Genomic DNA, 23,865 nt, shown 5'->3' on the forward strand with positions numbered 1-23,865 from the left:
CTTAATTTTTACTACAATTTCATAATCTAATTTAGATTACTCATATATTTTAAACTTTTCATTTTATTTTGTCAAATCCTCTGTCTTGAAATTTTATCTTATTATTATACAGTATATTAGATAAATATTATAGAAAAAGAGGATTTTATGTTTACATTTGATAATGTTAAGTACAAGGATATCCTTGCTATAGATGATTTAAAAATAGAGCTTGGCAAGGTGACTTGTATCACAGGACCTAGTGGGTCTGGTAAGTCTACATTTCTTAGACTTATTAATAAATTAATCTCTCCTGATAGCGGAATAATAGCTTTAAATGAAGAAAATATTGCGAGTATTAATTCGGTATCTTATAGAAGAAGGGTGCCTATGCTTTCTCAAAGCCCGGTAACTTTTCCTGGAACTATAAGGGATAATTTACTTATAGGCAGAAAATTTCAGGAAAAAAAAACTCTTAGCGATGATAAATTGCTATCTGCTTTAAAGGCTGTTAGCTTAGATGAGCCTTTGGATAAAGATATTGAAAACTTATCTGGTGGAGAACAACAAAGAGTTTCTATAGCCCGCCTTATGCTTTTAGATAGTGAAATATATCTTTTAGATGAGCCCTCTTCTGCTCTTGATGATATAACTGAAGATTTTGTTATAAAATCTATGGTTGATATGGCAAGAGATGAAAATAAAACAATAATTTATGTTACTCACTCAAATTCTATGGCTGATAAATATAGTGATAGAGTTATAAATATTGTTGATGGGAGGGTAGTCAATGGATAAGTCAGTTATAGATTTAAGTACCAATCAAATGCTTCTTACCTATGTTTTTGTAATCCTTGCTATGATTATAACCTCACTAAATGGATTAAATCGTAACAAGGAATTTATCATAGGCACTATTAGAATGACTGCTCAGCTATTTTTGGCAGGTTTTGTTCTAGTTTACATTTTTGATAGTTCATCCCTTGTTTTATCAATACTTATGATTTTGCTTATGGAATTTTTTGCTATCTTTAATATTGTTTCTTCTAAAAAAGGACAATTATCAAAGGGTATGATTGGCGCAATAAGCATTTCTCTTTTAATAGGATCAATATTTACACTAGTATTTTTCTTAATTGTCGTGGTAAGACCAACTCCTATCTATGACCCCCAATATTTAATTCCTCTTGGGGGAATGATTATAGGAAATTCTATGACAGGTATAAATCTTGCTTTAAATCAAGTTTTAAAATCAATTGATACAAATAGAGTAAATATAGAGGGATCTTTAATGCTTGGGGCTACTCCAAGAATGGCTATGGATACAATTATCCAAGATGCTTTTGATACTGCAATCACTCCAAGTTTAAATAATATAAAAAATATGGGAATAATTAACCTACCTGGTATGATGACCGGTCAAATTTTAGGTGGCGTTTCACCATTAATTGCTATAAAATATCAAATTGCAATTATGACTGCAATTTTAAGTTCTGTAACCATATGTGTATTTTTCTTCCTACGCTTAGGTTACAAAAAATTCTTTAACGAACAAGGACAGTTAATTAGAAATCAGCAATAAAACCACAAAGAGCACCACTTGGGTGCTCTTTTTATGTAAGTCATAGGGTTGCGAAATTCTTTGTCCTTACATTATATGTATATCCTAAATTTGATATAATAGGTAAACTTTTAGTAAAAAATATATAAAAACTATGTAAAAAATCGCCCACCTTAATGAGCGATTTTTTTAGTCTAATTCTAAAGCACCGGTATATAATTGATAGTAAGTGCCACCTTTTTTCATTAATTCAGTGTGGTTACCTCGTTCTATTATCCTACCTTGCTCCATAACCATAATTACATCCGCATTTTGGATGGTAGATAGTCTATGGGCTATAACTATAGAAGTAGATCCTTTCATTAGTTTATCCATAGCCTTGGTTACTTTTATTTCTGTTGTTGTATCAATTGAACTTGTTGCTTCATCTAGTATAAGCATCGGTGGATTTGCTATCGCTGCTCTTGATATGGAAATTAATTGGTTCTGTCCATCGGATAGTGATGAACCATCCCCACTTATTTCCGTTTCATAGCCTTCTGGTAGCCTATTTATAAAACCATTTGCTCCTGCAAGCTTAGCTGCATTTATAATTTCATCTTCACTAGCATTTAGTTTTCCATAGCTAATGTTATCATTTACACTTTCTGTAAATAAGTTTACATCTTGAAGTACCATTCCAAAGGCTTTTCTTAAGTGGTCTTTTTTGATATCTCTAGTATCTATACCATCTATTTTTATAGATCCACTATCAATTTCATAAAATCTTGTTATTACATTCGTTACAGTTGTTTTTCCAGCTCCAGTTGACCCTACAAGGGCTATTTTTTCACCTGGATTAGCATAAAATGTTACATCTTTTAGAATTTTATCTTTGCCATTATAAGAAAAATCTACATGTTCAAAGTCAATTCTTCCTTCCAGTTGTTTATAGACTGGCTTTCCATCTTCTTCCCATTTCCAAGAATAGCATCTTTCTCCAGTACATTCGATAGCATTGCCATTTTCATCTACTCTTGCATTTACTAGCTCCACGTAACCAGTATCTTTTTCTATAGGCATTTCTATGATTTCAAATATACGACTAGCCCCTGCCATAGCAGAAAAGACTGCGTTTGCTTGTTGGGAAATATTTGAAATAGGTCCTTGTAATTGACGAGCAGTTGTTAAAAACGTTGCAAGTATACCCACTGTCATTGACCCATTTATAGTTAAAACAACACCTGTTACCGCAAGAATTGCATACATTATATTTATTGCATTTACTAAAAATGGCATCATCTTACCAGCATTTACTAAAGCATCCGCCATAGATGACCTTAAATTTTCTGATTTTTCATCAAATTGATTTATTATATCATTTTCTTTATTAAATACTTTTATAACTTTTTGGCCAGATAGCATCTCTTCATCAAAACCATGGAGGATTGATACATTTTTTTGAGATTCTTTAAATAGTCTTCCTGTTTTGCTTACTATATTTTTTAAAACAAAAACCATAATTACAAGCCCTATAAACATTACTAAGGTAAGTAATGGTGATAGAGATATCATTACAACTATAGTTCCTATTATCATTAAAATAGATCTAATTAAAGTTGGAAGGGTTGATGATAATGATTGGGAAAGTGTATCAGTATCATTGGTAAACCTACTCATTATCTGACCATGTTGGTTAGTGTCAAAAAAGTTTACAGGCATCTGTTGGATTTTGACAAATAAATCATTTCTAAGATTTTTTACTGACCTTTGTCCTATACGAATCATTAGCCTGTTATAAATAAAGGTAGTAATTACAGATACTAGATAGACAAAGCCCATCTTAATAACTGCTATTTTTAATCCATTAACATCACCTTTTAAAATATAGGTATCTATTATAGGTTGCATCATTGATATGCCCCATACTTGAGTAACTGATGATGCTATTACACATATAAATACAACCACCATTTGCCATTTATTATTAAATAGATAGGCAAAAAGATTTTTAAGGGAAGCCCAATCTAGGTCACGAGATTTTTTATCAGTAGAAATTTTTACTTCTTCTGTTTTAACTTCAGCTTTTTTATTACTCATCTTCCCCTCCTTTTTGTTGAATATCATAGGTCATTTTATATATTTCGTTTCTCTCATATAATTCTTCTGCTGTGCCTATGTCAGATATTTCTCCATTATCCATAACGATTATTCTATCAGCCTTCTCAAAGGATGATAATCTTTGAGAAATAATAATTTGTGTCATATCTTTATCTAAGTTACTAAAGCCTTCTAATAATTTGGCTTCTGTTTTAGTATCAACAGCGCTAGTTGAGTTATCTAATATTAAAATTTTTGGTTTTTTAAGCAGAGATCTTGCAATAGTTAGTCTTTGTTTTTGACCACCTGATACCCCTGTACCACCTTGGCCAAGCTCGGATTCGTATCCGTCGCTTCTTTCTCTTACAAATTCATCAGCTTGGGCAATTTTTGCCATAGCTACTACTTCATCAAAACTTGCATTAGAATCTCCCCATTTTAAGTTATCTATAATTGTTCCAGAAAACAAGGTATTTTTTTGTAAAACTATAGTTACATTTTCTCTTAATGTTTTTAAATCGTAGTCTTTAATATCATGGCCACCCACTTTTAGGCTACCTTCTGTGATATCATAAAGTCTTGGTATTAATTGGACAAGAGTTGATTTTGCTGAACCAGTTGGTCCAAGTATACCTATTACCTCACCAGATTTTATGTGTAAATCTACATTTTTAAGCTGGTAGGCATCAGAATCTTCTTCGTATTTAAAACTTACATTATCAAAATCAATTGACCCATCTTCTAGGTTTAGACCTTCTATCTTGTCGTTATTATCCATTGAAATTTCTCTAGTTAAAACTTCTTTAACACGGGTAACTGAAGGAGATGCTGTCATTAGCATGGTAATTACCATTGATAAACCAATAAGTGATCCTAAAAGCATCATGGCATACATGTTAAAGGATACTAAATCTCCTACTCCAAGATTACCATTTATAATTTCGATTCCACCAAACCATGTTAAGGCAACAAAGGCCACATATAAAATTGCATTTGCTGTTGGGAAAACATAAGAAACTGTTCCCTCTGAACTATCGGCTAGCTTAAACATTTCTTCATTAGCACTATCAAATTTATCTATCTCATATTTTTTTCTAACAAAGGCTTTCACAACCCTCATATTATTTAAGTTTTCTTCTATAATTAGGTTTAGCTTGTCATATTGTTTACGAGTTTGCCTAAATTTTGGAATAGCCCTTGATGTAATTGATAATAAAATAATTACTAATATTGGCATCAAAACTAAAAATATAAGAGATAATTTTGAGCTAGTGTTAAATGCTAGGATAAAGGAAACTATTGCCATTACTATTGTTTTTATAACAAATCTTGTTGTCATAAAAGTTGATTGGGCTAGGGACTGCATATCTGTTGTAAGTCTTGTTAAAAGTGATGGCACCCCAAAATATTCAAAGTCCTCAAAGGCAAAATCTTGAATTTTTCTAAATTGAGCCTTTCTTACATTATTTGAAAGTCCTGTAGATGTAATACCTGCATTTTGTGAAGCCTTTATACCTGTAAACATAGAAAGTAGGGATAAAGCTACTATAATTGCTCCATATTTTAAAGCCTGGCTTGAGTCTTTTTGATAGATTACTTCATTTAAAATAACCCCCATTACAGCAGGTATTAAAAGTTCAAAAATAGTTTCTAATACTGTCATTATCATAGAAATTATTCTATTTTTTCGATATTGGTTTAAGTATTGCTTTAAATATGAAAAAGCTTCATTAAACTCTAATAAACTTTTCATATGACCTCCTCATTCATATTTTCTTCTATTACTTTTATTATCTGATTTAGATCTTCTTCTATAGATCTTATTGTCTTAGCACCCAGTTGGTCATAAATTTTACTATTAGAAAAACTTAAAGACCTATTTATATTCGCTACTTCTTCTGCACCTTTATCAGTTAATACTAATTTCTTAACTCTCTTGTCGCTATCAATAGACTTCATATAAATCAGGTCATTGTCTTTTAAATTCATAATTATGCTATTTACTGTTTGTTTGGGCATATTAAGAATATTTACTAAATCTTTTTGAGTTAAATTCTCAATCTTATCTATATGAAATAAGATAATGGACTCTATATTATTTAGGCCAAAGGCCTCCACTCTTTGCTTATTAAGGCCATTTAGCTTCCTTAATAAGGAAAAAATATTAAAAATTTCGCATGAATTTTCGTCCAATTTTAGACCTCCTAATAAATACTACTATAGTATAGTCTATAAATGGACTTTGTCAAGTGAATTTTTGCAATTAAATTGTATAGTATTATGGTTAAAAGGAGTAAAAATGATTGAATATTTAGAAAAACAAAATGTTGATAAAAATCTTATAAAAGAAGTTGAAATATATAGAGAAAAAAATGGATTATTTGATGATCCACGTGTGACAAAACCAGAATTTAACTATTATGGAAAGGAAGTTTTAGAACAAGCTATTTCTGCAATTCTAGCTGGCAAAAATATTTTGCTAACTGGTGCAAAAGCTACAGGTAAAAACGTGCTTGCTTCAAACCTATCTTATTTATTTGCTAGACCATCTTGGAATGTCTCCTTTCATATAAATACTGATTTTAATTCACTAATCGGTGCTGATACCTTTAAAGATGGAGAAGTTTCTTTTAGAAGAGGACCTATCTATGAAGCAGCAACCCAAGGTGGTTTTGCAGTTTTAGATGAGATAAATATGGCAAAAAATGAGGCAATTTCCGTTTTACACGCAACTCTTGACCACAGAAGAATAATTGACCTCCCAGGTTATGAAAAGATAAACCTAGATCCAAATACAAGATTTATAGCAACCATGAACTACGGTTATGTGGGTACTCGTGAAGTAAACGAAGCCCTAGCGTCTAGATTTATGATTATAAATATGCCAAATATTACCCGTGAAAACCTAGACCAATTATTAAAAGATACTTTCCCAAAACTAAAAGATAAATATAGAGATGCCTTTTTAGATATGTTCATTTCTCTACAATTTAAGAGTGAAAATAACGAAATTTCTACAAAATCTGTAGACTTACGTGGACTTATTTCTTCTATCGAAACTATGGAAGTAGGACTAAATCCATACGAAGCAATTTTAATGGGTATTGCCAACAAATCCTTTGATGAATTTGAAAGACAAATTGTAATAGATACTATAAAAACAAAGGTGCCACCAGTTATCCAGGAGAGCGTTTTTAATGACTGAGTCTCTTGATAAAATTCGAGAATATAATATTATTTGGGATTTTGCAGACAATTATAGATTTACGCCAGCTAAGTCCTACCCCATGGATGAAGTTTATAAAAATATCATCTACGGATTTACCTACAAGACCTTTGACACAAAGATCTTAAACTCATTTTTTGCTTATTTAAGAAGTGAAAATCCATTTTATGAAGAGTTTAAGTTTATAACAAATCTTTTGATAGAAGAAATATCTTTTAAAAAGCTTAGCAAAGAAAACTTAGTTATAGATGATTTACAAAAAGAATATGCTAGAAAAAAATTAACTAGATACCGCTACCACGAACCTGATAATTTGATTGAGCAAATGGAAAAAGCCTACTATGGCAAGGTTTTAAATAAACCCATAGTAGAAGGACCGGTATTTAGGTCTATTTATGAAGCAATATTTAAAATAAATACTACAGATACTAATGTCTTAGTCGATGAATTAAACGATGTTTTTAAAACTTATTTTAATTTTGAAAGGGCCAAGGAAGAAGAAGAACTGTTTGAAAAAATGGTTGAAGAAAATAAGCCCCAAGAGTTTAAATCAGAAGATGACGATAGCCCAACAGAATATAGCGATGAAAATATAGACGAGCAATTTGGTATTGGGGCAGCAGAATTTACCGGTCTTATCTATTATGAAGATAGAAAAGAAGATTTAAACAAAAACTTAATGTTTATGAATTCTTCTCAGGATGACTACCATTCTTCCAGTGAATTTATAGAAGATTTTTTTGGCAAACCTATACTGCCTTTAGGCCAGATAGAAAAAATTGAAAAAGAGGTAGCTACTGGTATTCATAGCAATAAAAAACTTTACTTTACCAAGGGTGAATACACCCATAAACCAAATGCTAGATTCTACAAAGAAAATAGACGTGAGCAATTTGAAAGAAACAAAAAGTATATAGAAAGTAATTTTGCTATAAATCACAGAAATATAAATGAGCTATCATTAGCCATTAAAAATTCATTGGCTACCTTTGAAGACTATGTAGATGTTACCAAAAACTATGGAGTAATCGACTCTGCAAAGGTATGGAGAGCGCCTGTAGTCCATGACTATGATGTATTTTTAAACCAAGAAAATGATGAAGTAACTAAATTTAAGGTTGATTTAATTTTAGATGCCTCAGCTAGCCAAATAGAACGCCAACATATAGTTGCCAACCAAGCTTATATCATAGCAAAAGCCATGGATGAAGTAGGTATCCCTATTAGAGTTACTAGCTTTTCAACGCTTCGTGATCACACAGTTTTTAATGTTTTTCGTGATTATAATGAAAAAAATAAAAATACCGAAGTATATAACTTTTTTGCAGCAGGGTCAAATAGAGATGGTCTAGCCTTTAAAACCCTCCACCATCTAATAGATATAACTGAAGATGTCCGTCATTTAGTAATAGTCCTATCAGATGGAAAGCCAAATGATGAAAGAGCTAATATAAATACCGTAAAGGTAAAAGATAAGGACCAGTATACTGGGCAAACTGCCATAGATGATACTGCCTTTGAGATAAGAAATTTAAGAAATGATAATGTTTCTGTCTTAGGTGTATTTACTGGAGAAGATGATGATGTGGAAAATGCAAAATTAATCTATAACAGAGATTTTGTAAGAATAACTAACCTAGAAAACTTTAGTAAAGTTGTTTCAATCTTTATGAAAAATCAAATATTAAATTAAAAGCAGCAGGCATTGTACCTACTGCTTATTTTTTTCCCTAGCAGATCTTCTAGGATCTTTTCTCCTATTAAATTCTCCTAAAGTATCACCTTTTTGATTTGGTGCTTGTATATGTTTTTTTGCTTTTCTTTTTCTAAATACTTTATGGTAGATTATATTTACGAGATTCATTACCTCTGGTATTCTTGCAATTAGAATTAAAAATCCATATACCAAAGCAGCTAGTAAAATCGCTATAAATAAGGCTAGGATATGTGGCATCTTGCCACTGGTTAGTTTATAAACACCACTAGCAGTTAGCGCCATAAGGGCAGTTGCAATTATGATTTTAATTATAGATAATAAAGCTGTCTTAAAATTAAAAGAGCCAAAGTTATCTCTAAATTTATAAATCATTAATATAGAGCCCACAATTGTTGAAATAACAGTAGAAAGTGCTAATCCATTTATTCCAAAAAAGTTTATTAATATCATATTAAAAATAATATTTATAAGCTGTTGTAATACAACAATTACAACTGGTGTTTTTGAATCTCCTACTGCATAAAATCCTCTATCCACAACATCTGAAATTGATTGGAAAATTACAAATGGTGCATAGCTTGATAATAAACTTGCTACAATAATTGTATCTTCTGGAGTAAAAGCATTCCTTTCAAAAACAAGCTCTATAATTGGTTGAGATAGTACAGACATTCCAATAGTTGCAGGAACTACCAGTAATAATGTAGTTACAACTGATGAAGAAATGGACTTTTTCATAGAATTGATTTTTCCAGATTGACCAAGCTCTGCTATTTTTGGAAAAAGTGCTGTCGTAACAGAAACTGTAATAACACCTGTAATTAAAGTGAGCATAGTTTTTGCATAAAATAATTTGGAAATAGATGCCTTACCAAAATATGCTGATGCCATAGAGTTATCTACTATTATAGAAATCTCACCAGCTGCAGATGATACTATAACTGGTATTGCTATAACCATTAATTGTCTAACATATTTATTGGAAAAATCTATAATCCTATCATGGTGGTAGCCAGATTTTCTAGTAGCTCTTGGGAACAGTATATATTGTAGAACATTTCCTAAAAGCGCTCCTATTATAAGTAAATAGGCATTTCCAGTTTTTCCTGTAAGGACTGTAAAGATAATTATTACAATATTCATAATTATCCCAGTAATAGCAGGATTAAAGAAATCTCCCTTTATATTTAGATAACCTCTAAATACTGCAGAATAAAGGTAAGCATAAACTGCAAACATCATTATTCTTGTGTAGTTAGCTGCTAGATCTAGCCACTCTCCATCTAAGTCTGGAGAAAGAACTTTTGAAAATGGTTTTGCAAAAACTAAACCTAATATAAGAGCAATTGTTGCAAATACCATCAAGATATTAAAAATATTTGAGGTAAACTTCTCTGCAGAAGCCTCACCTTCTTCGTTTTTTGCTCTATTATAGATAGGGATAAAACCTGAAATAATACCAACTGCTACAAAGTTTGCAACAACTACCGGAAGAGTATTTGCAGTTGTATAAATTGATTTTAGTTCGCCCGCTCCTATATAATTTGCCATAACCGCTTCTCTAACAAATCCAAAGATTTTTGAGATGATGGTTATAAACATGAGCATAAATGTCGTTTGACCCATAATAACCTCTCTTATTATTTCATCTACTTATTATATCTATAAAAAAAAGTAAATACAACTATAAGTGGATAATCTTATTTTTATTTATAGAAAAAAGCTCAAAATCTTCTGGGTTGTGGCTTACTATTATTATAGATTTTCCCTTAAATTTATTATTTAAAAGATTTGCTATTTCTTTTTTACTAGATGCATCTATCCCAGTAAAAGGCTCATCCATAATTAAAATATCACCAGCAAATAAATAAGCACGAGCTAGGGCAACTTTTCTTTGCATACCCCCACTTAATAAATTAATATTTTTACCTATATCATAGATGCCAAATTTATTGAGAATCTCTTTAGCTAAATTACCATCATCAGTTATTAATCTTAAATTATCTAAAGCTGAAATCTCATTAATTAGCCTATTTTCTTGAAATACTACTGAAGCTTTGGAAAAGTTTTTATTAATAGTTCCAGTATCTGGTTTTTCTAGACCCAAGATTAAATTTAATATAGTAGTTTTTCCTATACCAGACTTGCCAAAAATCGCCATATTTTCTCGATCAGCTAGATAAAAAGAAAAGTTATCAAGAATTTTTTTATTATAGGACTTAGATACATTTTTAAATTCAATCATAGTTTGCTCCCAAAAGTTTTTTAAGTAAGTTCTCAAAAAGTGATGATACCAATAAAATTGCCAAAGTCCAGGCAAATAGACTTGGCATATCTAAATATACTTTAGCATTATAAAGGTTATTCCCTATGGAGTTTTGAGGAAGTCCTATAACTTCAGCTGCTATACCCGCCTTAAAAACCAAACCCGATATACTTATAATAGAAGAAAACAAAAAAGGTTTTGCCTTTATCCTATAAATATATTTTATTTTCTTTTGCTCAGTCACCTGATAAATATCAGCCATTTCTAAAATATTTTTGCTGATATTAGCTAATCCATCAAAAACATTTTGAAAAATTAAGGGCATGGCCATGATAAAACTTACATAGATAGAAAGATATGTTTTGTTTGCCCAAAATAATAAAAATATTACTATGCTTGTAAGGGGAACTGACCTAAAAATGCGAATAAGAGGGCTAATAAATTCATTAAATAAAGGGGATTTATAGGCAAAATATGCAAATATTGTCCCTATTAGAATAGATAATATAAAACCTCCTATTATTTTGCTTGTAGAGGCAAATATTGCCTTATAAAAATCAATTTGTCCTAATAGATGTATAAATTTTCTAAATACAAGAAGAGGAGATGGTAGTAGTATCTCCTCTTTTATAAGACCAGCCATAATTTGCCAAATCAATATCCAAATTATAGCTATTAAAATTTTTCTTAATTTATTTTGTGTAGTAGAAGTCATCTGCTGGTAAGGATCCTCCTACTAATTGAGGATTGCTTTGATATAGATGATCAAGATAGCTTTCAACCATGGTTTTCATCTCATCCCCATCAATGTATTTTAAAGCAAGATTTGGTAAAGCTTTTTTTGCCACCGCTTCTGGCATAATATCGTATTTTCTAAGAAGGGCTGCAGTAGCATCTACATTTACGTTTGCTTCATCAATTGATTTTTCATACATTTCTAATAAAAGCGACACATCTATTTCATCTAAATATTCACTTCTAGCTACTAAAACTGCAGAAATAAGAGGGCTAGATGTGGCTTCTTCATAAAGTTTATTGATATCTAAGGCAACCTTTGCATTTTCGTTTTTCATCAATACATTTGTTACCATTGGCTCTGGCAAAAGGGCAACTTTTGCTTCTCCTGCTATCATTTTTTGAGATACTTCACTAGCTTCTGCTAGATATTCTATATTAACATCACTTTCGCTAAAGCCAGCATTTTTTATAACTTCATTTATAGCAAGGTCTGGTGTTGCTCCCTTGCCTGATGTATAAATAGTTTCTCCACTATTTACTAAATCTTCTATAGAATTTATATCTAAATCACCATTTTCAACTAAGTATAAAACACCGAGGTTATTTATTGCTAAAACTTTTATCTTGCCGTCAGTTTTATTATAAACAGTAGATGCAAGGTTTGGAGGAATAATTGCCATATCAGCTTCGCCAGAAACTAATTGTGGAATTACTGCATCTGGAGCTCCCTCTACTGACTCATTGAAAATAAAGCTTGAATTCTCATTTTTTGAGCTATCTAGCATATTTATTGCCCCAGCACTTGTAGGACCCTTTAGCATAGCAAGATTGCCTTGGTAAGTAGCTTCGTTTTTTTCTTCTGCTACTTCCGCTTGCTTTTCTTCTGGTTTTTCTATTTGAGTTTCCTCTACTTTTTCTGATTTTTCTACTTGTTCTGCTGTTTTATTGTTATTTTCATCATTAGTTGTATTACTAGAACATCCTATTAACCCGAGGGCTAATAGGATGACTAGTGACTTAGATTTAAATTTCATCAATTAATTTCCTTAATTTATTTTAATAAATCATCATTTGGTCTATCTTCAGCTGGAATGTGAATATTATCAGCTGGAGATTTAAAGTCAGATGCTTTAGAGAATGCTTTTACAGCTTTTGATGTTTTATTATCTGCAATTACTACTCCTGGTCCACCAACACATCCACCTTGACAAGCCATACCTTCGATTAGTTTGCCATCTTTACGTCCTAGTTTTGCCATTTGTGCAAGTTTTACACAGTTTGCAAGTCCATCTGCAGCTTCAACATCTATTTCGATACCTGGTTTTATTTCTTGAGCACGTCTTACAACTGCTTCAGCTACTCCACCACCTACTGCGTAGTATCTACCTGTTTCTGAAGCATCCATCATAACTTCATCTACTTCGATTTCTGATGGTTCGATGCCTTTTGCAAGGAACATTCCTAGAAGTTCTTCATAGGTTATTACAAAGTCTATTATTTCTGCTACTTCTGGCTCTAAAGCTTCTAATTTTTTAGAAATACATGGTCCTATAAAGGTTATTTCACAGTTAGGATCTTTCTTTTTAAGTTGTAATCCTGTATAAATCATTGGTGTAGATGATTCTGATATGTATTCATTGATATCTGGGAATTTCTTTCTTACCATCATCTTCCATGAGAAGCAGCAAGATGTTCCCATAAATGGAAACTCGCCTGTTGGTACTTTTTCTAAGTATTCGTGAGCTTCATTCATTGTTGTAAGGTCAGCACCTAAACCTACTTCGATAACTTCATCAAAACCTAATTGTTTGATAGCTTCTCTAGTTTGTTCTGGGCTTACATCAGGACCAAATTGGCCTACAAATGATGGAGCAACTATAGCATAAGTTTTCTTTTCTGATTGAATAGATTTTACTAGTTGGTAAATTTCAGATTTATCAGAAATTGCTCCAAATGGACATGTACTAATACATTTACCACACGCTACACATGCTTCAGCATCTATATCTGCACGACCTAATTCATCTGAGTGGATAGCATTTACCCCACAGCTAGCTGCGCATGGTCTTTTTTGGTGATTGATTGCATTATATGGGCAAGCCTCAACACATTTACCACATTTAATACACTTATCTTGGTCAATAACTGATCCATCTTTAGTAAATGTAACTGCATTTTTTGGACACACATTTACACATGGATGGCCGATACATGCCATACATTGGTCTGTTACTGTTACTTTATTTTCTGGACAAGATTGGCAAGCTATTTTAATTACGCTTACTAAAGGTGGATTGTAAATTCTGTGGCTTACATCCATTTTATCAAGACCTTCTGTTATAGCATCAGTTTTATCTGCTGTTCTAGCATCAAGGCCGATACCCATTCTAAGTCTTTCACCCATTACCGCCCTGTCTAAGAAAATATTTTCTCTATATTGAGCTTCTTCTCCAGGAAGTATATCATATACTTCAAGTCCTATGTCTGTGATTGGTCTATTTTCATAAGCAATTTTTGCTATATGTTCAAAGGCCATTCTTCTTATGTTTAATATGTCTATGTATGTTTCTTTCATTTATTTGACCTCATTATTAAATTGGTATTTATTAAATATATGTTCCATAAGCTCTTCTGGCTTAATTTTTTCAAAATATGTATCATCAACTTTTGCTAACGGAGCGCTATTGTCTGAATCTTTTACTTCATCCATAATATTTGTAAAATCTACGTCTATTTCTGGTTTTTCTTTTATTTTTTCGAAAGCATAAGCTTTTAGTAAGTCACTTCTTACTTCATGAACTGAATCTAATAAAAACTCACTGCCTGCTGCGGTGCATCTTGCACACGAACAAATTACAACTTTCATATGACCTCCTTATTGGTTATATATAAATTATAGCAAAGAAAAAGCTTATAAGCAATGATAATAATTTATCACTACTTATAAACTATCTTTTCTATCAAGTCCTAAAGGAATTTCAATAATAAATTTAGTTCCATCACCTAGTTTTGATTCAACTTTTATATCATATTCTAGGTAATTTATGATATGTTTTACTATAGATAGGCCAAGGCCTGTAGATTTTTGATTTCTTTTTCTAGACTTATCTACCACATAAAATCTTTCAAATATTCTTTTAGTATCAGCAGGAGATATACCTATACCACTATCAGCTATGGTTAAGAAATAAGTGTTTTCTTTGATTAGATAAGAAAACTCAATAGATCCACCTACTTTATTGTATTTTATAGCATTTTCATAAATATTTGATATTAAATCATAAAAGAGTGATTTGGAAGTTTTAATCTTAAAGGGTTTTACATTATTGACCACTGAAATATTTTTATTATCAGTTAGTCTTTTATATTTTTCTATACTTGCATTTATTACTTCATTTATATCTACTTCTACAAAATTTTTATCAAAATTATTCTCATCTAATTTAGAGATTTTTAAGATATCATCTATTATTTCTAATAATCTGTTTCCTTCTTTAAAGATTATTTGAGCAAATTTTTCAACATCATCTTTCTTGGCAATACCCGTTGCAATTAGTTCTGCATATCCATTAATCGATGTAAGAGGACTTTTTAGCTCGTGGGTAACATTTGCAGAAAATTCCCTGCGCATTTGCTCAGAGCGTACATCCTCAGAGTTATCCACTATAATCATTGCATAGGCTCTTTTTTCACTAGTGCTTAAAGGATCTATAAATATTCTTAAATAGTAGCCATTTATTTTTAAATCTAAACTTTTACTGCGTTTTAAAATAGATGCTTCTCTAAGGGCAAGATTATATTCTTTATTAGAAATTAGATTAGTAATATGTGCATCTTCGCTAACACCTAAATAACTTTTAGCAGAAGTATTCATCAACTCTACATTACCTTCTCCATCAAAGAGAATGAAGCCTTCTTTCATATTGCTAGTTATATTTGTAAATTCTAATAATCTAGCCTTTAAGGCATTTCTTTCTTGACTTGCCTTCTCTATTTCATCCTCATATCCTTTAAGGTAATAAGTTATTTCATCGTAGTTACTATCTTTTAAGATATTACTATAATTATCAAAATTTATATTTGATATGTAGCTATTTATATGTTTATCAACATATTTATTTATTAAAAAGCTTATCACAGCAGCTAAAGCTATATGAAAAATCAATAGATATACATTTATGTAAAACCAAATGTTATTATGATAAGCCATTAGTAAGGTGTTATTAGACTTAGTTTTAGCACCATAAACTTCTTGATCCTCTGAAGCTTTAAAAAAATTTTCCTCATTTTCATAATCCTGAGTTTTTAGATAACTTTTTTGGTATTTTTTTAAATTTATTTTATCTGGATTAAATAAAGTCTCATTTTTACTGTCTAAGTAAGCCAATGATAAATTTTTATGGTTATTATTAAATTTTTCTAGAGTATCTATGAAATCGGCTTCTTTTTCTTCCATTAAAAGAAAGCCCAAAGAATTTTTTGCAAAATCACTTTGAGCTTTGTCCTTTGTCCTATAAGAAATACTATTGCTAACTAGAAAAGTTAGAGCCAAAATTAAATAAGCCAATCTTTTCATAGATTTTTGTGCAAGATTTTTCATATTTCTCCAAATTTATAACCTAAGTTCCTTACTGTTTTTATATGACGACCTTCTGATAATAGTTTATTACGAAGAGATGCTATATGAACATCTACTGTTCTAGTTTCACCTTCATAATCATATCCCCATATCTTAAGTAAAAAGTCTTCCCTAGTAATTACATTTCCTATGTTATTCATAAATAATAAAAGCATTTCAAATTCTTTAAATGTCAAATCTATTGGTTTACTATTTACCTTTACAGTTCTTTTTTTTGTATTAATGGAGATATTTTCATAATGTATATGATCACTATCTTTTTTTACAGATCTCCTTAAAACAGCCTTGACTCTAGAAATAAGCTCAAGAATTGAAAATGGTTTTGTAATATAGTCATCTGCTCCCGATTCTAATCCTAAAACTTTATCAAATTCATCTGTTCTAGCTGTTAGTAAAATAACTGGTATATCAGAAAATTCTCTTATTTCTTCTAAGATTTCTATACCATCTTTTTCCGGAAGCATTATATCAAGTATCAAAAGCTGTCCGCCTTTTTGCTTGATGATATTTACTATATCTAAACCATCTTCAAATGTACTTACTTCATATCCTTTTTCAGTTAAAGCATAGTCTACTAAATTCCTTATAGACTTATCATCTTCAACTACATAAATCATTTTTAAAGCCTCGTTGCTAAATCGCCGACTCTGGCTAAACGATCGCCTAATCTTTCAAAATATTTATAAAGGAGAACTTTTTCAGAAAGTTCTATTGCACCTATACTATTATTTTTATTTAAGTCTGCAATATAATTTACCGCTTCCACAAATAGCTTATTATTTACTTCATCATCTTCGATAGTTTTTAAACCTAAATCATTATCATTGTTAATAAAACTATTTATGCTATCATTGGCCATTTGTCTTTGGTTAGATATAAATCTTTTTACAAAATCAATTTCTTCATCTGTTAATGGATATTCAATCATTATCATAGAAGCTTGGGCTAAGTGACTTGCTATTCTTTTATAAGTAGAAGCAAGTTTAATTGACATTTGCAAAAATCTTAAATCTTTTGCAACTGGTTGTTGTAAGGCTAATAATTCAAAACAAAATCTTTCTATATCCGCAGCATTGCGTCTAATATCATCATTTAGTTCTATTATTTCTTCAAGATTTTTATTATTATTATTTTCTAAAAATAAATCTACTTTGTCATAGCAAAGAATTACAAGCTCCATTAGTTCATTGCTCATTCTCTTAATGGAGTCTAGGTCTTGTCTATATCTTGTTCTCATACTAACCAAACCTTCCTGTAATGTAATCTTCTGTCCTTTTATCTCTAGGATCTTCAAAGATTTGTTTGGTATCATCCATCTCAATAACTTCACCTGTTAAGAAAAATGCAGTTTGATCTGAAATACGCGCAGCTTGTTGCATATTGTGAGTCACAATAACTATTGTGTATTGTTCTTTTAGATCTTCCATTAACTCTTCAATAGAAGCTGTAGATATTGGGTCTAGGGCTGAAGTTGGCTCATCCATTAGAACTATCTCAGGTTTTACAGATAGTGTTCTTGCTATACAAATTCTTTGTTGTTGCCCACCTGAGAATGACAAAGCATTTTGGTCAAGCTTATCTTTTACTTCATCCCAGATTGCTGCTTGTTTTAATGATGTTTCTACTATTTCATCTAAAGTATCTTTATCCTTGATACCATCTAGTTTTGGGCCATAGGTCAAGTTATCATAAACTGATTTAGAAAATGGGTTTGGAGTTTGAAATACCATCCCTACATTACGACGTAAATTTACTACATCTACATCTGGTTTATAAATATCATTACCTTTTATCTCGATAAGTCCATCAATTCTACAGTTTTTTACAAGGTCATTCATCCTGTTAAAGCATTTAAGTGTTGTAGATTTACCACAACCTGAAGGACCTATAAAAGCAGTTACCTGACCTTTTTTGATATCCATGTTTACTCCTTTAAGAGCTTGGAAATCTCCATAGTATAAGTCAAGGTCTTTTACAAGAATTGCCGTTTCTAAATCAGAATATTTATTTTTTTGATCAAGGGTATGAACTGGTTTGTTATTATCCCTTTGATCATAATCTAGGCTATAGTCAGTGCTTGTACTTGTTGCTTTATTTGTCGTATTAGATGTATCTTTAATATTTACATCCTCACTTTTACCTAGATTTTTATCTAAACTAGCCTTTCTTTTATCGGAAGGCTCGAATGTTTTTTTATCCATTTATTTCTCCTCTTAGTTAACTAAGGTTTTAGTAATTTTTCCTGATATCCAGTTAATTAATATAACAAATATCAGTAGTAAAACTGCAGTAGCATAAGCTTCTTTTACATGGAAACCTTCTGAGGAAAGCATGTACATGTGTACAGCTAGAGTTCTTGCTGAGTTTCCAAGAGTTTTTGGAATAGAAGGTTGAGTACCCATAGTATAAATTAATGCTGCAGACTCTCCAACTATCCTACCTGTTGATAGAAATATACCACCTAAGATACCATCCATGGCTTCTGGTAAGACTACTTTAAAAATAGTTTGAATTTTTGTAGCACCAAGAGCTAAAGATGCGTGTGCTTGAAGGGGATTAACAGTAAGTATTGCTTCTTCTGTAGTTCTAATAATAGTTGGAAGGATCATGATAGCGACTGTTAGACATCCAGCTATTAAAGAATATCCCATACCTAGACCTAGATTTGTTTTAGTTACAAAAAATAAATATCCAAATAAACCATAAACAATAGATGGAATTGATGATAAGATTTCTGTAGCAAATCTTACAGCTTTAATAAAGTACTTGTTTTCAGCATAATTTGATAGGTAGATAGCTGTAAAAATACCCATTGGTAATGCGATTAATAATGTTAATAAAATAGTAAATAATGTCGAAATTAAGGCCGGCATTATAGATACGTTTGTTGAAGTGTATTTCCATTCAAATAATGATGGTGATATGTTTGGTATACCTTGAAATAAGATGTAGAGAATAATTATTCCACCAAAAGCATATGCCAACACAGTAAATAGCCATACAAAAATTTTATAAGCTTTAGTCATATATACTCCTAGTCAATAATTAATACTTTTGCTCACTCTTACTTCTTATAATATTAAATATAATATTGATTAATAATATAAAGAAGAACAGTACCATACCTGTTGCAATTAGAGATTCTCTATGCATACCAGATGCATATCCCATTTCTAGAACGATATTAGTTGTTAGAGTACGAGCTCCATCTAAAACCGAACCTGGCATTCTTGGTTGGTTACCAACTACTAGATAAACTGCCATTGTTTCACCGATAGCACGACCAATAGCAAGGATAATTGAAGAAAAGATACCGCTTTTAGCATAAGGAAGCATAACGTGATGAATAGTTTCTTCTTTTGTAGCCCCAAGCGCTAATGATCCAGTATAAAATACTTTTGGTACTTGGCGAAGAGAGTTTTCTGAAATATTTACCATAGTAGGTAAAATCATTATGCTAAGCAAGATAGATGCTGTAAGCATATTGTACTGAGAAGTATGGAATATTTTACCAATTCTAGGTGCAAGCACCACCATGGCAAAGAAACCATATACTACTGAAGGGATAGCTGCCAATAAGTTTATTAATGATTTTAGAAAGTTATAACTTTTATCAGCATAATAAGCCATAAAGATAGACACTGCTAGCCCAAAAGGAAGGGCAATCAGTGTTGATAAGGCTGTAACAATAAGAGAGCCTACAATCATAGGCAAGATTCCAAAACTTGCTGGTTTTGCTGTAGGCGCCCATTTTTCTCCCGTTATAAACGGAACAAGTCCGTATTTACTTACGAAGTCTATTCCTGATCTAAAGATAAAGAATATGATTAAAAATATAAGTATTACGGACATTGCTGCTGATATAAGGAATAAGATTTCTCCAAATCTTTCCTTTGTATTTTTCATTTTCTTAGTTTAAATCTCCAGTATTTTTAAGTTCACCTGCAAAGATTTGTTTTAGTTGATCAACTGTTAGGTCTTCAACTTTGCTGTCTTTATTTACGATAACAGCGATTCCGTCTGTTGCGATTACTTCTGGGGTTAGTTCTTCTTTTTCTTCATCTTTAAGCTCTCTTGAAGCCATAGCGATTTGTGCTGCGCCATCGATAGCTGCTTCAATACCTGCAGATGATCCGTTAGATTGGATTTCAATTGTTACATCTGGGTTAAGAGCTTCATAAGCTTCTTTGAATTTTTCCATAAGTGGAGTTACAGATGTTGATCCTGCTACTGTTATAGATCCGCTTAAACCTTCTGCTGCTGTGTATTCTTCAGTATCTTTTAAAGGTACATATCCTTCTTCTTTTACAAGTTCTTGTGCTTGTTTAGATAAAGCATATTTTAAGAAGTCTTGAGAGATTTCATCTAGACCTTCTTCTTTGTATGCAAGGTTAAATGGTCTTGAGATTTTGTAATCTCCTGATTCAATATTTTCTTCTGTTGCTTCTACACCTTCAACTTTAACTGGTTTTACTGTATCATTTAATGAACCAAGTGAAATGTAACCAATAGCTGATGGGTCTTGTGCTACAGTTGTCATAACTCCGTTTGTAGAGTTTTGAACTACTGCATCAACAGTTGTTTTATCTTCTTTGCTTCCATCTGCTGCTTCTTCTTCAAGACCAACAAGTTCAATGAAAGCTCCTCTTGTACCAGAACCATCTTCTCTTGATACTACTGTAAAGTCATAGTCTTCTGCATTAGCTGTGTCAGCTTCTTCTGTTGTTTCTTCTTTAGCTTCATCAGCTGTTTCTGTTGCAGCATCATCTGTAGCTTCTTCTGTTGTTTCAGCTGTATCTGTAGTTTCTGTTGCAGCTGGTTCTTCAGTTTTATTTTCAGCATTGTTTCCACATGCTGTTAAAACTAATCCTAGTGAAAGTGCTGCTGCAATAATTTTTGAGTTTTTAAGTGTCATGAAATATCTCCTTATAGTTTTCTTATATTTCTTTACTTAAGTATTCTACACAAGCTTTATTTAATCTATTTTAAAGTTTTGTAAAGTTTGTGTAAAGTTTGTTCCTGCTACATTACTTATATACCCACTTAAAAATTTTCAAACATCATGCCTTATCTTCTTCTTTTTCTGGGATAACTATGTTCATTATAAATGCAAATAAGGTTGTAAGTACTACTGGAGATGAGCCTATAGCTACTTCTAAGCTTTCTGGCATAAATGTAACTCCTGCATTATGAGCTGCAGTAACTACTTGGGTAAAACCAAAACCTATTGCTACAGATACACCAACTATGTAAGTATTTCTCATAGATAAGGGTTGGGTAGTTATCATTCTAATTCCATTCATTGTTATAGCTGCAAAAACTGATATTGTAGCTCCACCTATAACTGGATATGGAATTGTAAGTAAAAGAGATGAAAATTTTGGCACAAGGCCTGCTATTAAAATCATAATCGATGAAGTGATAAATACTTTTTTATTTATTACCTTATTAATAGAAACAATACCTGCATTTTGTGAAAATGTTGAAGTAGGTAGGGTTCCTATAAAAGCTCCAAGTATATTTGCTACAGAAAAGCCCATGATACCACCACGAAGTTCATCACTTGTAGCTGGTCTATTCATACCACCTATAGTAGTAGAGTTCATATCCCCTATTCCCTCAATACAGGTTACTATGAAAATAATAATAAAAGCTGCAATTGCTGATGGTTCAAATTTTATACCAAAATACATAGGACTTACAAAAGAAAACCAACCTGATTCAGCAACTGGAGATAAATCTACATAGCCCATAAAAAAAGCTAAAATATAGCCAACTATCATAGAAAGTAAAACAGATGCAAGAGATACCATGCCTTTACCAAAGTGAGTAAATATAATATTTGCTACTAGGGTTACAGCTGCTATAAACCAATATTCCCAAGATCCCCATCCTGCCATACTCACATCTCCTCCACCACCCATATAGTTTAGGGCAACTGGATATAATGAAAGACCAATTGATAAAACAACCGTACCAGCTACTAGGGGTGGAAAATATGGTAGAACATATTTTAATGCAAAACCAAAAACAAAAGAAACAATTGCTGCAATAAGCTGAGCTCCTAAAACTATGGCCACAATATTTTTTGAACCCAAACTTTCAAGCTGATTAGCAAGAGCAATCATAGTTGGAACATAAGAAAAACTTACACCATAAATCATAGGCAGCTTATTTCCTATAAGACGTACTGGTGCCAAAATAATAAGTAGGGTAGTAAGGGCTGATCCTATAAGTGACATTTGCACAAGTAATACGGAATTAGCATAATCAAGACCAGCTGCTCCAGCAAAAATTAAAGTAGGTGCTATACAACCTGCAATCATTGCTATAAGATGCTCAAAAGCTAGAGGCAATGACTGTTTTAAACTAACAGGTCCATCAACAGTAAATAAATTCGAATAATTTTTATCCATTATCTCTCCTTTATGTATAAATAATAGTTACGACCGACTAGATTATCATCCTTAATAATAATGACATTTTTATTTTATAACAATTTTATATAATATATTTGAGTTTAATTGGTAAAATTAAAAATTTTATTAAAACATTATAGTTAGAAACGTTATCCTTGACAACAATTAGTAAAAAATTATAATCATTAAGTGATTATACAGAAAAAGAGGTTAAAAATGAGCAATATTATAGTACCAGATGGGTACACATCAGATCCAGATTTATATACTACACAATTATTAATAAAAGAAATAAAAGATTATTTTCAAATTAACTTAGCAAATAACTTAAATTTAAAAAGAGTTTCAGCTCCACTTTTTGTATCAACAGAATCAGGTCTAAATGATAACCTAAATGGTTTTGAAGGACCAGTAGTGTTTGATGTACCAGAAGCAAATAATGAAGAACTAGAAATAGTTCACTCTCTTGCTAAATGGAAACGCTATGCTCTAAAAAAATACAATTTTAGAATGCATGAAGGTCTTTACACAGACATGAACGCTATCCGACGTTGTGAAGTTCCAGATAATACCCACTCATTTTATGTAGACCAATGGGACTGGGAGCTTATCATGCAAGAAGATGAACGTACAGAAGATTATTTAAAAAGAGTAGTAAATGTTATTTATAGAACATTAAAATCTCTAGACGAATATCTTTGCAGTTTAATACCACAAAGACATAAACTTTTAAAAGATCAAATCACCTTTATTACTAGCCAAGAACTTTTAGATAAGTATCCAGAAGTAGCAGATAGTACAGAAAGAGAAAGGCTCGCAGTAAAAGAATACGGAGCAATATTTTTAATGCAAATAGGAACTACTCTTTCAAATGGACAAAAACACGATAACAGAGCACCAGACTATGATGATTGGTTATTAAACGGAGATTTAATTGTCTATAACCCAATCTTAGATGACCAATTAGAATTATCATCTATGGGCATTAGAGTAAATCCAGATAGATTAAACGAACAATTAAAACAATCTGATAATCTTGATCGTCTAAAATATAATTACCACAAAATGTTAATGGATGGAGAGCTACCACAAACCATTGGAGGTGGTATAGGTCAGTCTAGACTTTGTATGTTCTTCTTACAAAAACCACATATTGGCGAAGTACAAGTTTCTTACTGGCCAGATGATTATAGGATGGCTTTAGAAAATAAGGGTATTACACTTTTATAGGCAATAAAAAA

At 31.4% G+C, this 23,865-nt stretch carries 22 protein-coding genes; 5 read left to right on the top strand and 17 right to left on the bottom strand.

Features of this window, described 5'->3' with window-relative positions:
* Positions 1–147: 147 nt before the first annotated feature.
* The gene (locus ACCQ40_RS00130) at positions 148–777 is read left to right on the top strand and encodes an ABC transporter ATP-binding protein (protein WP_410032110.1); all 630 of its coding nucleotides are present in this window, start codon (positions 148–150) and stop codon (positions 775–777) included.
* The gene (locus tag ACCQ40_RS00135) at positions 770–1,561 is read left to right on the top strand and encodes an ABC transporter permease (protein ID WP_410032111.1); all 792 of its coding nucleotides are present in this window, start codon (positions 770–772) and stop codon (positions 1,559–1,561) included. The genes ACCQ40_RS00130 and ACCQ40_RS00135 overlap by 8 nt, the downstream gene beginning before the upstream one ends.
* 168 nt (positions 1,562–1,729) lie before the next feature.
* Here ACCQ40_RS00135 and ACCQ40_RS00140 read toward each other — a convergent pair whose 3' ends face one another.
* Genes ACCQ40_RS00140 through ACCQ40_RS00150 form a run of 3 tightly spaced genes read right to left on the bottom strand, consistent with a single transcriptional unit; the run spans position 1,730 to position 5,812 of the window.
* The gene (locus ACCQ40_RS00140) at positions 1,730–3,619 is read right to left on the bottom strand and encodes an ABC transporter ATP-binding protein (RefSeq protein WP_410032112.1); all 1,890 of its coding nucleotides are present in this window, start codon (positions 3,617–3,619) and stop codon (positions 1,730–1,732) included.
* Positions 3,612–5,372 (bottom strand): ABC transporter ATP-binding protein, encoded by a 1,761-nt coding sequence (locus tag ACCQ40_RS00145; RefSeq protein ID WP_410032113.1) that lies wholly within the window; start codon positions 5,370–5,372, stop codon positions 3,612–3,614. Before ACCQ40_RS00145 ends, ACCQ40_RS00140 begins: the two co-directional genes overlap by 8 nt.
* A complete protein-coding gene (locus ACCQ40_RS00150; RefSeq protein ID WP_410032114.1) occupies positions 5,369–5,812 on the bottom strand; it encodes a MarR family winged helix-turn-helix transcriptional regulator in 444 nt (147 codons plus the stop codon). Before ACCQ40_RS00150 ends, ACCQ40_RS00145 begins: the two co-directional genes overlap by 4 nt.
* Before the next feature lie 106 nt (positions 5,813–5,918).
* On the opposite strand from ACCQ40_RS00150, the gene ACCQ40_RS00155 reads away from it, so the two are divergent.
* Entirely contained in the window at positions 5,919–6,824 is a 906-nt protein-coding gene (locus ACCQ40_RS00155) for an AAA family ATPase (protein WP_410032115.1), read from the top strand.
* Positions 6,817–8,538, top strand: coding sequence for a hypothetical protein (locus tag ACCQ40_RS00160; protein ID WP_394020003.1), 1,722 nt, complete (start codon positions 6,817–6,819; stop codon positions 8,536–8,538). The genes ACCQ40_RS00155 and ACCQ40_RS00160 overlap by 8 nt, the downstream gene beginning before the upstream one ends.
* Before the next feature lie 18 nt (positions 8,539–8,556).
* On the opposite strand, the gene murJ is transcribed toward ACCQ40_RS00160, so the two are convergent.
* From murJ to ACCQ40_RS00230, 14 genes are all read right to left on the bottom strand, one after another.
* Entirely contained in the window at positions 8,557–10,188 is a 1,632-nt protein-coding gene (murJ, locus tag ACCQ40_RS00165) for a murein biosynthesis integral membrane protein MurJ (protein ID WP_410024100.1), read from the bottom strand.
* Positions 10,189–10,246: 58 nt separating this feature from the next.
* Positions 10,247–10,807: an ATP-binding cassette domain-containing protein gene (locus ACCQ40_RS00170; protein WP_410032116.1), complete on the bottom strand. Its 561-nt coding sequence runs from the start codon at positions 10,805–10,807 to the stop codon at positions 10,247–10,249.
* The gene (locus ACCQ40_RS00175) at positions 10,800–11,543 is read right to left on the bottom strand and encodes an ABC transporter permease (RefSeq protein ID WP_410032117.1); all 744 of its coding nucleotides are present in this window, start codon (positions 11,541–11,543) and stop codon (positions 10,800–10,802) included. The genes ACCQ40_RS00170 and ACCQ40_RS00175 overlap by 8 nt, the downstream gene beginning before the upstream one ends.
* A complete protein-coding gene (locus tag ACCQ40_RS00180) occupies positions 11,521–12,600 on the bottom strand; it encodes an ABC transporter substrate-binding protein (protein WP_410032118.1) in 1,080 nt (359 codons plus the stop codon). The genes ACCQ40_RS00175 and ACCQ40_RS00180 overlap by 23 nt, the downstream gene beginning before the upstream one ends.
* 17 nt (positions 12,601–12,617) lie before the next feature.
* On the bottom strand, positions 12,618–14,141 hold the full coding sequence (locus tag ACCQ40_RS00185; RefSeq protein ID WP_410032119.1) for a 4Fe-4S dicluster domain-containing protein: 1,524 nt from the start codon (positions 14,139–14,141) through the stop codon (positions 12,618–12,620).
* Positions 14,142–14,432, bottom strand: coding sequence for a hypothetical protein (locus ACCQ40_RS00190; protein WP_410032120.1), 291 nt, complete (start codon positions 14,430–14,432; stop codon positions 14,142–14,144).
* Positions 14,433–14,507: 75 nt separating this feature from the next.
* Positions 14,508–16,166 carry a sensor histidine kinase gene (locus ACCQ40_RS00195; RefSeq protein WP_410032121.1) on the bottom strand — a complete coding sequence of 553 codons (1,659 nt, stop codon included), beginning with the start codon at positions 16,164–16,166 and terminating at the stop codon, positions 14,508–14,510.
* Complete coding sequence (locus ACCQ40_RS00200) at positions 16,163–16,822, bottom strand: response regulator transcription factor (protein WP_394012053.1); 660 nt, start codon at positions 16,820–16,822, stop codon at positions 16,163–16,165. Before ACCQ40_RS00200 ends, ACCQ40_RS00195 begins: the two co-directional genes overlap by 4 nt.
* A 2-nt stretch (positions 16,823–16,824) precedes the next feature.
* Positions 16,825–17,442, bottom strand: coding sequence for a phosphate signaling complex PhoU family protein (locus ACCQ40_RS00205; protein WP_410032122.1), 618 nt, complete (start codon positions 17,440–17,442; stop codon positions 16,825–16,827).
* Between the two features lies 1 nt (position 17,443).
* Entirely contained in the window at positions 17,444–18,187 is a 744-nt protein-coding gene (gene pstB / locus ACCQ40_RS00210) for a phosphate ABC transporter ATP-binding protein PstB (protein ID WP_394012240.1), read from the bottom strand.
* Between the two features lie 231 nt (positions 18,188–18,418).
* The gene (gene pstA / locus ACCQ40_RS00215) at positions 18,419–19,231 is read right to left on the bottom strand and encodes a phosphate ABC transporter permease PstA (RefSeq protein ID WP_410032123.1); all 813 of its coding nucleotides are present in this window, start codon (positions 19,229–19,231) and stop codon (positions 18,419–18,421) included.
* A 19-nt stretch (positions 19,232–19,250) separates the two neighbouring features.
* On the bottom strand, positions 19,251–20,111 hold the full coding sequence (gene pstC / locus ACCQ40_RS00220) for a phosphate ABC transporter permease subunit PstC (RefSeq protein ID WP_394012059.1): 861 nt from the start codon (positions 20,109–20,111) through the stop codon (positions 19,251–19,253).
* A 4-nt stretch (positions 20,112–20,115) separates the two neighbouring features.
* The gene (locus ACCQ40_RS00225; RefSeq protein WP_394019993.1) at positions 20,116–21,120 is read right to left on the bottom strand and encodes a substrate-binding domain-containing protein; all 1,005 of its coding nucleotides are present in this window, start codon (positions 21,118–21,120) and stop codon (positions 20,116–20,118) included.
* Between the two features lie 145 nt (positions 21,121–21,265).
* Complete coding sequence (locus ACCQ40_RS00230; protein WP_410032124.1) at positions 21,266–22,621, bottom strand: uracil-xanthine permease family protein; 1,356 nt, start codon at positions 22,619–22,621, stop codon at positions 21,266–21,268.
* Between the two features lie 219 nt (positions 22,622–22,840).
* Between ACCQ40_RS00230 and asnA the strand changes: the two genes are divergently transcribed.
* Positions 22,841–23,854: an aspartate--ammonia ligase gene (asnA, locus tag ACCQ40_RS00235; protein WP_394012065.1), complete on the top strand. Its 1,014-nt coding sequence runs from the start codon at positions 22,841–22,843 to the stop codon at positions 23,852–23,854.
* Positions 23,855–23,865 lie beyond the last annotated feature (11 nt).

It is taken from the genome of Anaerococcus cruorum, from assembly GCF_046365495.1.
GTDB lineage: Bacteria > Bacillota > Clostridia > Tissierellales > Peptoniphilaceae > Anaerococcus > Anaerococcus cruorum.

Excerpts from the sequence above, each read along its gene's own strand:
- ACCQ40_RS00130 (WP_410032110.1), top strand. The coding sequence starts at position 148 with ATGTTTACATTTGATAATGTTAAGTACAAGGATATCCTTGCTATAGAT.
- ACCQ40_RS00135 (WP_410032111.1), top strand. The coding sequence starts at position 770 with ATGGATAAGTCAGTTATAGATTTAAGTACCAATCAAATGCTTCTTACC.
- ACCQ40_RS00140 (WP_410032112.1), bottom strand. The coding sequence starts at position 3,619 with ATGAGTAATAAAAAAGCTGAAGTTAAAACAGAAGAAGTAAAAATTTCT.
- ACCQ40_RS00145 (WP_410032113.1), bottom strand. The coding sequence starts at position 5,372 with ATGAAAAGTTTATTAGAGTTTAATGAAGCTTTTTCATATTTAAAGCAA.
- ACCQ40_RS00155 (WP_410032115.1), top strand. The coding sequence starts at position 5,919 with ATGATTGAATATTTAGAAAAACAAAATGTTGATAAAAATCTTATAAAA.
- ACCQ40_RS00160 (WP_394020003.1), top strand. The coding sequence starts at position 6,817 with ATGACTGAGTCTCTTGATAAAATTCGAGAATATAATATTATTTGGGAT.
- murJ (WP_410024100.1), bottom strand. The coding sequence starts at position 10,188 with ATGGGTCAAACGACATTTATGCTCATGTTTATAACCATCATCTCAAAA.
- ACCQ40_RS00170 (WP_410032116.1), bottom strand. The coding sequence starts at position 10,807 with ATGATTGAATTTAAAAATGTATCTAAGTCCTATAATAAAAAAATTCTT.
- ACCQ40_RS00175 (WP_410032117.1), bottom strand. The coding sequence starts at position 11,543 with ATGACTTCTACTACACAAAATAAATTAAGAAAAATTTTAATAGCTATA.
- ACCQ40_RS00180 (WP_410032118.1), bottom strand. The coding sequence starts at position 12,600 with ATGAAATTTAAATCTAAGTCACTAGTCATCCTATTAGCCCTCGGGTTA.
- ACCQ40_RS00185 (WP_410032119.1), bottom strand. The coding sequence starts at position 14,141 with ATGAAAGAAACATACATAGACATATTAAACATAAGAAGAATGGCCTTT.
- ACCQ40_RS00190 (WP_410032120.1), bottom strand. The coding sequence starts at position 14,432 with ATGAAAGTTGTAATTTGTTCGTGTGCAAGATGCACCGCAGCAGGCAGT.
- ACCQ40_RS00195 (WP_410032121.1), bottom strand. The coding sequence starts at position 16,166 with ATGAAAAATCTTGCACAAAAATCTATGAAAAGATTGGCTTATTTAATT.
- ACCQ40_RS00200 (WP_394012053.1), bottom strand. The coding sequence starts at position 16,822 with ATGATTTATGTAGTTGAAGATGATAAGTCTATAAGGAATTTAGTAGAC.
- ACCQ40_RS00205 (WP_410032122.1), bottom strand. The coding sequence starts at position 17,442 with ATGAGAACAAGATATAGACAAGACCTAGACTCCATTAAGAGAATGAGC.
- pstA (WP_410032123.1), bottom strand. The coding sequence starts at position 19,231 with ATGACTAAAGCTTATAAAATTTTTGTATGGCTATTTACTGTGTTGGCA.
- pstC (WP_394012059.1), bottom strand. The coding sequence starts at position 20,111 with ATGAAAAATACAAAGGAAAGATTTGGAGAAATCTTATTCCTTATATCA.
- ACCQ40_RS00225 (WP_394019993.1), bottom strand. The coding sequence starts at position 21,120 with ATGACACTTAAAAACTCAAAAATTATTGCAGCAGCACTTTCACTAGGA.
- ACCQ40_RS00230 (WP_410032124.1), bottom strand. The coding sequence starts at position 22,621 with ATGGATAAAAATTATTCGAATTTATTTACTGTTGATGGACCTGTTAGT.
- asnA (WP_394012065.1), top strand. The coding sequence starts at position 22,841 with ATGAGCAATATTATAGTACCAGATGGGTACACATCAGATCCAGATTTA.